8 protein-coding genes and 1 pseudogene are annotated in these 8,915 nt (G+C 65.1%); 4 read left to right on the forward strand and 5 right to left on the reverse strand.

Annotated elements, in window-relative coordinates:
- Positions 1–7: 7 nt before the first annotated feature.
- From BEN49_RS29700 to BEN49_RS16740, 4 genes are all read left to right on the forward strand, one after another.
- Positions 8–1,261 carry a tetratricopeptide repeat protein gene (locus BEN49_RS29700; protein WP_239691981.1) on the forward strand — a complete coding sequence of 418 codons (1,254 nt, stop codon included), beginning with the start codon at positions 8–10 and terminating at the stop codon, positions 1,259–1,261.
- Complete coding sequence (locus BEN49_RS29705) at positions 1,203–2,006, forward strand: OmpA family protein (RefSeq protein ID WP_239691982.1); 804 nt, start codon at positions 1,203–1,205, stop codon at positions 2,004–2,006. Before BEN49_RS29700 ends, BEN49_RS29705 begins: the two co-directional genes overlap by 59 nt.
- 488 nt (positions 2,007–2,494) lie before the next feature.
- Complete coding sequence (locus BEN49_RS16735; protein WP_070745385.1) at positions 2,495–2,875, forward strand: hypothetical protein; 381 nt, start codon at positions 2,495–2,497, stop codon at positions 2,873–2,875.
- A gap of 72 nt (positions 2,876–2,947) precedes the next feature.
- Positions 2,948–3,136: a DUF4177 domain-containing protein gene (locus BEN49_RS16740; protein WP_070745388.1), complete on the forward strand. Its 189-nt coding sequence runs from the start codon at positions 2,948–2,950 to the stop codon at positions 3,134–3,136.
- A gap of 84 nt (positions 3,137–3,220) precedes the next feature.
- Here BEN49_RS16740 and BEN49_RS16745 read toward each other — a convergent pair whose 3' ends face one another.
- The 5 genes and pseudogenes from BEN49_RS16745 to BEN49_RS28170 all read right to left on the reverse strand — a co-directional run.
- Positions 3,221–4,513, reverse strand: coding sequence for a citrate synthase (locus BEN49_RS16745; RefSeq protein ID WP_070745390.1), 1,293 nt, complete (start codon positions 4,511–4,513; stop codon positions 3,221–3,223).
- A 170-nt stretch (positions 4,514–4,683) separates the two neighbouring features.
- Positions 4,684–6,087: a tRNA uridine-5-carboxymethylaminomethyl(34) synthesis GTPase MnmE gene (gene mnmE / locus BEN49_RS16750; protein ID WP_070745393.1), complete on the reverse strand. Its 1,404-nt coding sequence runs from the start codon at positions 6,085–6,087 to the stop codon at positions 4,684–4,686.
- Between the two features lie 58 nt (positions 6,088–6,145).
- Positions 6,146–6,739 carry a metal-dependent transcriptional regulator gene (locus BEN49_RS16755; protein ID WP_317040469.1) on the reverse strand — a complete coding sequence of 198 codons (594 nt, stop codon included), beginning with the start codon at positions 6,737–6,739 and terminating at the stop codon, positions 6,146–6,148.
- A gap of 128 nt (positions 6,740–6,867) precedes the next feature.
- A pseudogene (locus tag BEN49_RS16760) lies at positions 6,868–7,877 on the reverse strand (3-oxoacyl-ACP synthase III family protein).
- Between the two features lie 82 nt (positions 7,878–7,959).
- Positions 7,960–8,915: glycosyltransferase family protein (locus BEN49_RS28170; protein ID WP_158022977.1), on the reverse strand; the 956-nt coding region annotated here is incomplete at its 5' end.

An 8,915-nucleotide genomic window follows, 5' to 3' on the forward strand; every position in this document is an offset into this window, starting at 1 on the left:
GCGGACTATGCGAGGATTGGGTACTTTTTGGGGCAAAGCCCGCCGCTGCGCGTTGCGCGGCGCGCTGGTTTTGGCGGTGGCCCTGGGCGGGGCCCTAGCGGCACAGGCTCAGGGTATTGCGCCCCCGGTTATTGCCAATAACAAGGCCCGCGGCCTCTACGACAAGGCCCAGGCCCAGGCCAAGGACCGCGACTTTACCAAGGCGCTGGAAACGCTGGATATCCTCACCCAAAAGTTTCCGTCGCTCGGCGAGGGCTGGCTCATGAAAGGCTCGCTGCTGAAGGCGTCGGGCGATACCCGCGGGGCCCTGGCCGCCTACCGCGAGGGCCTGGCCAAGGTGCCGCCCGACGCCGCCCGTACCTCCCAGTACCTGCTGCTCGGTGACTTGGCCCTGCAATACGGCGACTACGCCACCGCCGGCGTGGCCTACCGCCAGCTGCTGAAGCTGGGCACCAAAGTGGCCCGCAGCCGGGCGGTGGCCGAGCGCGGCGTGCGCACCTGCGAGTTTGCCGAAGCCGCCCTGAAGAACCCCGTGGGGGTGAGCCCCGCGCCGCTGCCGCCGCCCCTGAACGGTTTCAAGATGCAGTATTTCCCGACGCTCACCGCCGACAACCGCTTCTTGTTGTTCACCGGCTGGCCGAAGGCAAACAGCGGCGAAGACTTGTTTGTGAGCCGCCGGGCGGCCGATGGCACCTTTGGGGCCCCCACCGGCATTTCGCCGTCCATCAACTCCAGCTACAACGAGGGGGCCGGGGCCATTTCGGGCGATGGCAAAACCCTGGTTTTCGCCTCCTGCGACCGGCCCAAAAGCATCGGTAACTGTGACTTGTACATTTCGCGCCGCACGGGCAACGCCTGGAGCCCCCCCCTGAACCTGGGCACGGCCGTCAACTCGCCGGAGTGGGATTCGCAGCCCTCGCTCTCCGCCGACGGCCGCACGCTGTACTTCACGTCTACCCGCCGCGGCGGCCAAGGGAAAGAGGACATCTACGTATCGACGCTGCAAGCCGATGGTACCTGGGCCCCGGCCCAAAACCTGGGGCCCACCGTCAACACGCCCGGCATGGACATGGCTCCGTTCATTCACGCCAGCGGCACCACGCTCTATTTCGTCACCGACGGCTTGGTGGGCATGGGCGGGCTGGATATTTTTCGCAGCGAAAAAGACCCCGCCACCGGTGCCTGGGCCCCCCCCCCAAAACTTGGGCTATCCCATCAACACGTTCGAAGACGAGGCCTCGCTCTTTGTGTCGTCGGATAACCAGCGCGGCTTCTACTCGCGCACCCAGCTATCGGATGAGAAGCCCAAGGGGGCTGGGGGCCCGCCGCCCGAGCGGGGGGTGCAGCTCTTTGGCTTCGACGTGCCCGCCGAGGCCAAAGCCCGCGAAACCAGCACCTACGCCCAGGGCCGGGTGTTCGACGCCACCACCAAGAAGCCCATGCGGGCTGACGTGAAAATCTACGACGTGGACACCGACGCCCTCACGCAGTTCGTGACTTCCGACCCCGAAACCGGCGAGTACACCGCCGTGCTCAACGAGGGCCACCGCTACGCCATGTACGCCGCCGCCGACAAGTACCTGCTCAAAAGCCTGAGCTTCGACTACGCCGGCAAGCAGCAGTTCGACCCGTTTACGCTCGATATTTACCTCGACCCCGTGCGTGCCGGCCGCAGCGTGGTGCTGAACAACCTGTTTTTCGACACCAATAAATTCGAGCTGGAGCCCCGCTCGCGCACCGAGCTCAACCGCCTCATCGAGTTCATGCGCCAGTACCAGGACGTGCAAATTGAGGTGTCGGGCCACACCGACAACGTGGGCACCGACGCGGCCAACCTCCAGCTTTCCGAGCGCCGGGCGCAGGCCGTGGTGGCCTACCTCACGGCCCACGGCGTGCAAGCCGCCCGCCTGCGGGCCAAAGGCTACGGCGCCGCCCGTGCCCTGGGCCCCAACGACACCGACGCCAGCCGCCGCCTCAACCGCCGCATCGAGCTGCGCATCCTCTAGCCCGATTTTCCTTCCGGTTTGGGTACGGTTTCCTCTGCCCGTGCAGCGCGTGCCCGGGCCCCTGAGCTGCGTTTGGGCCTGGCAAATGCCCCGCCACAAGGATGCCGCCGCTGGGGCCCCGGGCATTACCGATGCGACTCATGCGGTGCCAGGCGGCACCGCAGCATGTCAGCTATTCAGGGTTTTTACTTAAAGCAAGGCTTTAGGGAAGCTAAAATACTTTGGTACTCCATGAAGAAACGTTTGTCGACATAAGTAGTCGCTAAAAAGTGCTGGTGTGAACGATGTATTTGCGATTTGAAAATATTAGTCTATTAATCAGTTGTTTATATATAATTTATAAAACAGTTGGGTGAGAAATGGGCTGAAAATCAATTGGCTTGGCTGGATGAAAAATAGGATTACGTTTGGAGAACCCAAGCCGCTGGTCCTGTCGGTTGGCGAGGGATGCAAGCCGAAATTTCACCACCACTTTTTCTTCCGCTACCATGTATAAATTTTTTGCGACGTTCTGCCTAGTGGCCGGCCTCGGGGCCCAACCTGCCGCTGCGGCCCCGGCCGGTACCGACGACCCGGCCGCGTATTCAGCCGCCACCGTGGCGCGGGCCAATGGCCTGACCCGGGCCCTGGCCGGCCGCGTGCCCCTCGACGAAGCCCAGTACATCCGCGTCCGGGCCCTGCACCTGCGGATGCTGGCCGAGCGCCAGGCCCTGGCCATTAGCCTGAGCGGGGCCGACCCCGCCGCCCGCGACCAGGCCCTGGCCGCCGCCCAGCAGCGCTACGAAGCCGCCTTGGCCGGCCTGCTGCGCCCCGCCCAGCTGGTGGCCTACCAGGGCCTGCGCAGCAGCTTCACAGCGCACCGGCTGTAATGCAGGGGCCCCGGCGGCGATGAAGTCGTTGCAACCAGCCACTCAGCCGCCGCACACCGCGGTTTTTGACCCATGAAAAAATTTGAATACCGCCTGCTGGAAGTCAACCGAAGCTTCTTCAGTGGCATTGATTCTCCGGAGCTGACGGAACACCTGAACCTGCTCGGTACGCAGGGCTGGGAGGTGGTGTCGACCGTTGCCCTGACGTCGGGTGGCAGTACTGCTAGCCTGCTCATCACCCTCAAGCGCGAAATAGCCTGATTGGGGCCCCCGGGCCCTAAAAAAGCCATAGCCGGCTTGCCCTTGGGCAAGTCGGCTATGGCTTTTTTAAGCACAATGCGCGGGCTAGGCGCGCTCGCCGATGGCGGTGTAGTCGCGCTCCAGCTCGCCCACGTAAATCTGGCGGGGGCGGCCGATAGGCTCCTTGTTCTCGCGCAGCTCCTTCCACTGGGCAATCCAGCCGGGGAGGCGGCCCACGGCGAACATCACCGTGAACATTTCCGTGGGGATGCCCAATGCCTTGTAGATGATGCCCGAGTAGAAGTCCACGTTCGGGTACAGCTTGCGCTCCACGAAGTACTGGTCGGTGAGGGCGGCTTGCTCCAGCTCCTGCGCAATTTTCAGCAGTGGGCTGTCCTGCATGCCCAGGGCTTGCAGCACCTCATCGGCGGCCACTTTGATGATTTTGGCGCGTGGGTCGAAGTTCTTGTACACCCGGTGGCCGAAGCCCATCAGGCGGAACGAGTCGTTCTTGTCCTTGGCCTTGTTGATGAACTTGCTGGTGTCGCCGCCGTCCTGCTCAATGGCTTCCAGCATCTCAATCACTTCCTGGTTGGCGCCGCCGTGCAGGGGGCCCCACAGCGCGTTGATGCCCGCCGAAACCGAGCCGTAGAGGCTGGCGTTGGCCGAGCCCACGAGGCGCACGGTGCTGGTCGAGCAGTTCTGCTCGTGGTCGGCGTGCAGAATGAGTAGCTTGTTCAAAGCACTCACCACCACTGGGTTGACTTCGTACTTCTCCGTGGGGAAGCTGAACATCATGTACAGGAAGTTGGCGGTGTAGTCGAGGTCGTTGCGGGGGTACACGTAGGGGTGGCCCACCGAATTCTTGTAGCTCCAGGCGGCAATGGTTGGCAGCTTGGCAATGAGGCGCACGATGTTGAGGTTGAGTTCGTCCTTGTTCAGTTCGGGCGAGATGCTCTTGGGGTAAAACGCAGTGAGCGAACACACGATGGACGCCAGGATGCCCATGGGGTGGGCCGACGACGGGAAGCCGTCGAGAATCTTGCGGATGTCCTCGTGCACCAGCGAGTGCTGGGTAATCTCGTAGCGAAAGGCATCAAACTCGGTCTGCGTTGGCAACGAGCCGTTAATCAGCAGGTAAGCAACTTCCAGGAAGCTGGCTTTTTCGGCCAGCTGCTCGATGGGGTAGCCCCGGTAGCGCAGAATGCCTTCCTCGCCGTCGAGAAATGTGATGGCGCTTTTGGTGGCGCCGGTGTTCTTGTAGCCTGGGTCGTAGGTAACGTAGCCAGTCTGGTCGCGCAGCTTGCCGATGTCGAAGGCCTTTTCGTGCTCGGTGCCTTCGATAACGGGCAAGCTAATGGATTTACCGTCGAGGATGAGTTCAGCAGATTCTGCCATGTGCGGTGGGGAAGGAGTAAGGGGTGGGTAACGGGGGCGAAGCTACGGCGTGCGCGGCAAGCCCGCAGCATTTTGGCGGCCCCGCTGCCCGGAACTACTGTGTAAAGAAGTAGTACCGCAATAGGGCCCCTAGGGTTTTGGCCGGGGCCCCCGCGTGCCCAAGGGCCAACCTATTTGCCGATGCAAAACTGCGTGAAGATGCTGGTTAGCAAATCGTCGGACGAAATTTCACCGGTGATTTCGCCCAGGGCCCCCAGCGCGTGGCGCAGGTCGGCGGCCAGCAGCTCCGTGCCCTGGCCGGCGTCGAGGCCCGCTTGCACGGCGGCCAGGTGCTCGGCGGCCACGGCCAGGGCCCGGGCGTGGCGCACGTTCGTGACGATGGTGGCCCCGGCGTGGCCCGCCAGGCCGGCGCCGCGCACGCGGGCCAACAAGGCGGCTTGCAGGTTCTCCAGGCCCTGGCCCCGGGCGGCGGCTAGCTGCACGGCGGTGCTGCCGTCCACCACAAAGCCATTAAAACCAGCCAGCTGCGCATTGCTGGCCAAGTCTAGCTTGTTGCCCACGGCCAGCACGGGCAGGGCGGGGTGGGCCGCCGTGAGGGCCCCAATCTCGGCTTGCACCTGGGCGGACGTCAGCTCCGTGAGGTCGAAGAGGTAGAGGAGCAGGGCGGCCTGGCCGACGCGCTGGCGGGTGCGCTGCACGCCGATGGCCTCCACCTCGTCGGCGGGGTCGTCGCGCAAGCCGGCCGTGTCCACGAAGCGGAAGCGCAAGCCGTCGAGGCTCACCTCGTCCTCAATAAAGTCGCGCGTGGTGCCCGGAATGGCCGACACAATGGCCCGCTCTTCGCGCAGCAGCGCATTGAGCAGCGTGGACTTGCCCGCGTTGGGCCGCCCGGCGATGACGACGGTGATGCCGTTTTTGATGACGTTGCCCAGCTCGAACGAGCGCAGTAGGGCCGCCACCCGGTCGGCCACTTCGCCCAGCAGGGCCCGGAGGCCGGTGCGGTCGGCAAATTCCACGTCCTCCTCGCCAAAATCCAGCTCCAATTCCAGCAGCGAGGCGAACGTGACGAGCCGACCGCGCAGCGTGCGCAGCTCCTGCGAGAAGCCGCCGCGCAGCTGGTTGAGCGCTACTTGGTGGCTCAGGGCCGAGTCGGCGGCGATGAGGTCGGCCACGGCCTCGGCCTGGGCCAGGTCCAGGGCCCCGTTCAGGAAGGCGCGCTTGGTGAACTCGCCGGCCTCGGCCAGCCGGGCCCCGCGGCGCAGCAGCAGCGCCAGCAGCTGGCGCACCACGTAGTCGGAGCCGTGGGTGCTGATTTCCACCGCGTCCTCGCGCGTGAACGAGCGCGGGGCCCGGTACAGGGCCACCACCACTTCGTCGATCAGGGCCCCGCCGTCGGGGTCGCGGATGGTGCCGTAGTGGAGCGTATTGCCGGGCTGGGTGGCCAGGCTTCGCTTAGAAAACACGCCCGCCACGAGGCTCACCGCGTCGGGCCCCGCCACGCGCACGATGGCCAGGGCCCCCACGCCAGGCGGCGTGGCCAAGGCCACGATGGTATCAGAAAACAGGTTGCTCACGCGGTTACAAACAAATTGCGGCTCACTTCGGCCGACACCAAGGCGGTGCGCTCCCGGTTCACGCGCAGCTCCAGCGATTGGTCAAAGGCCACTTTGTCCAGCACTTCCACCAGGGCCCCCAGCTGGAGGCCACCTTGTCGAGGTATTGCAGGAAGGGCCCCGACGTATTTTTGACCGCCGTGAGGGTGCCGCGCTCGCCGGCTTCGAGGTCGGCCAGCAGGCGGTGGGCGGGGCGGCGCATGGCCCCGTCCTCGGCCGGAATGGGGTCGCCGTGGGGGTCAAGGGCGGGGTGGCCCAAGAAAGCGTCGAGCCGCCGCATCAGCAGCGGCGACTGCACGTGCTCCAACTCCTCGGCCACCTCGTGCACCTCATCCCAGTTGAAGCCCAGCTGCTGCACCAGAAACACCTCCCATAGCCGATGCCGCCGGATGGTGAGCAGCGCCAGCCGCCGGCCCTCCTCGGTGAGCTGCACGCCGCGGTACTTCTCATAATCCAGCAAGCCCTTCTCCGATAAGCGGCGCAGCATGTCCGTCACCGAGGCCGGGCGCGTGGCCAGGGCCCCCGCAATGCGGTTGGTGCTCACGCCCGTTGCCGGCTCCGCTTCCGAGAGCTTGCAGATGGCCTTGAGGTAGTTCTCTTCGGTGATGGTCATGCGGGGAATTAAAAATTATAAATTAAAAATGACGTTAAAAGCGCGGCTAGCGAACCCTGTGGTTTGGAGGACGCTGGTTCTTCCACATCAATTTTTAATTCTTCATTTATAATTTTTAATTAAAAAGCCTACCATTTAATCAGCGCCGAGGCCCAGGTGAAGCCCGAGCCGAAGGCGGCTAGGCAGACAAGGTCGCCGCGCTTGATTTTGCCCTGCTCCACGGCCTCGCTCAGGGCCAGCGGGATGCTGGCGGCGGTGGTGTTGCCGTAGCGCTGGATGTTGCTGAACACCTTCTCGTCGGGCAGGCCCATTTTCTGCTGCACGTACTGCGTGATGCGCAAGTTGGCCTGGTGCGGGATGAGCATATCAATGTCGGCGGGCTGGTAGCCGTTGGTGTCCAGGGCCTCCTTAATGACCTGCGGGAAGCGCACCACGGCGTGCTTGAACACGTTCTGGCCGTTCATGTAGGGGTAGAGGTCGGCGGCGTTGGCCACCACGTGGCCCACCCGGTCCTCCTTGTTCGAGGTGGGCTCCTTCACAATCAGCTCCTCGGCAAATTCGCCCTGCGAATACAGGTGCGTACTGAGAATGCCGTGGCCTTCGCGGGTGCTGGGCCGCAGCACCACGGCCCCGGCGCCGTCGCCGAAAATGACGGCCACGCCGCGGCGTTGGGCGTTTTGTCGAGGCCCGAAGAATGGATTTCCGAGCCCACCACCAGCACCGTATCGTACATGCCGGTGCGAATGAACTGGTCGGCCACCGAAAGGCCGTAAATGAAGCCCGAGCACTGATTGCGCACGTCGAGGGCGGGGCAGTTGTTGGTCATGCCCAGCTCGCGCTGAAGCAGCACGCCCGAGCCGGGGAAGAAGTAATCGGGGGAGAGCGTGGCGAAAACGATGAGTTGCACGTCGTCGGGCTGGAGGCCGGCCGCATCCAGGGCCCGGCGGGCGGCGCGGGCCCCCATGTTGGCCGTGGTGTCGGTGCCTTCCTCAAACCAGCGCCGCTCCTGGATGCCGGTGCGCTCCTGAATCCAGGTGTCCGAGGTGTTGAGCAGGGGCTCCAGTTCGGCGTTTTTCACCACCCGGCTGGGCACGTAGTGGCCGACGCCGGCAATTTCGGAATGACGCAAAGTAGCCATGCAACGCGGGGGAAAGGGTGGGATTGAAGAAGGAAACGTACGGAAACATTCCGTCAAAAGGGCCGCAAAGTTGGCAGCTTATTCAGGATAAATTCAGCAAGGCCCATAATTTTTTGGCCTCGCTGGCCCACAGCGCGCTGGCCGGGGGCCCCTGCGGATAATACGCGGGGCCGGCGGCCAGGGCCCTTAGCACGGTGGCCGCCGCCGCCGCGGGGTCGGCAAAATCGACGACCAGGCCCGCGCCGTGGGCTTGTATTGCCGCTGCCCACAGGGGGTTGGGCGGCACCAGCAGCGGCAGGCCGTGGGCCAGGTACTCAAACAATTTGGTGGGCTGGCATCGTTCCGAGCTGGGGTGGGGGCGGTAGGCCAGCAGGCCCAGGTGGCTGCGTCCGATGGCCGCCACCACGGCCGCGTGGGGCACCGGCCGTGCCCCGCCTTCCAGCGCCAGCCAGGCGGGGTGCGCAGCGGCCAGCGCCGTAAGCTCTTGCAGCAAAGCCGGTTGCTGGCAGAAGCCGACCATGGTGAGGTGGGCCCCGCCGGGCCGGGCCGCGTGCAAGGCCCCCGCCAGGGCCACGGCCTCGCGCACGCCGTTCAGCGCCGAGAGGGTGCCCGAAAACAGCAGCCGCAGCGGCTCCTGGGGCCCCGGCAGCGGCCGGGCGCGGGTGGGCAGCACCTCGCCCGGGGCGGGCTGGTACTTGTTTTCGAGAACCGCTACGCGGCGGGCCGGTACTTGCGCCAAGAACGGCAGCTCGTCGGCGTAGCTGGCCTCGGCCAGTACGAGGCCGGCGGCGCGGCCGGCAGCCCAGGTTTCCACGCGGCGCAGGGCCCCGGCCAGTACGCGGCCCACCCACGGCGGGTATACGCGCTGAGTGCGGATGTTGAGCGCAAAGTTTTCCTGGATGTCGTACACGAAGCGCCGGCCGCTTCCCAGCGCCTGCCAGCTGGCCTCGGCCAGTACGAGGCCGGCGGCGCGGCCGGCAGCCCAGGTTTCCACGCGGCGCAGGGCCCCGGCCAGTACGCGGCCCACCCACGGCGGGT

The sequence above is a fragment of the Hymenobacter coccineus genome (assembly GCF_001816125.1).
GTDB classification, from domain to species: domain Bacteria; phylum Bacteroidota; class Bacteroidia; order Cytophagales; family Hymenobacteraceae; genus Hymenobacter; species Hymenobacter coccineus.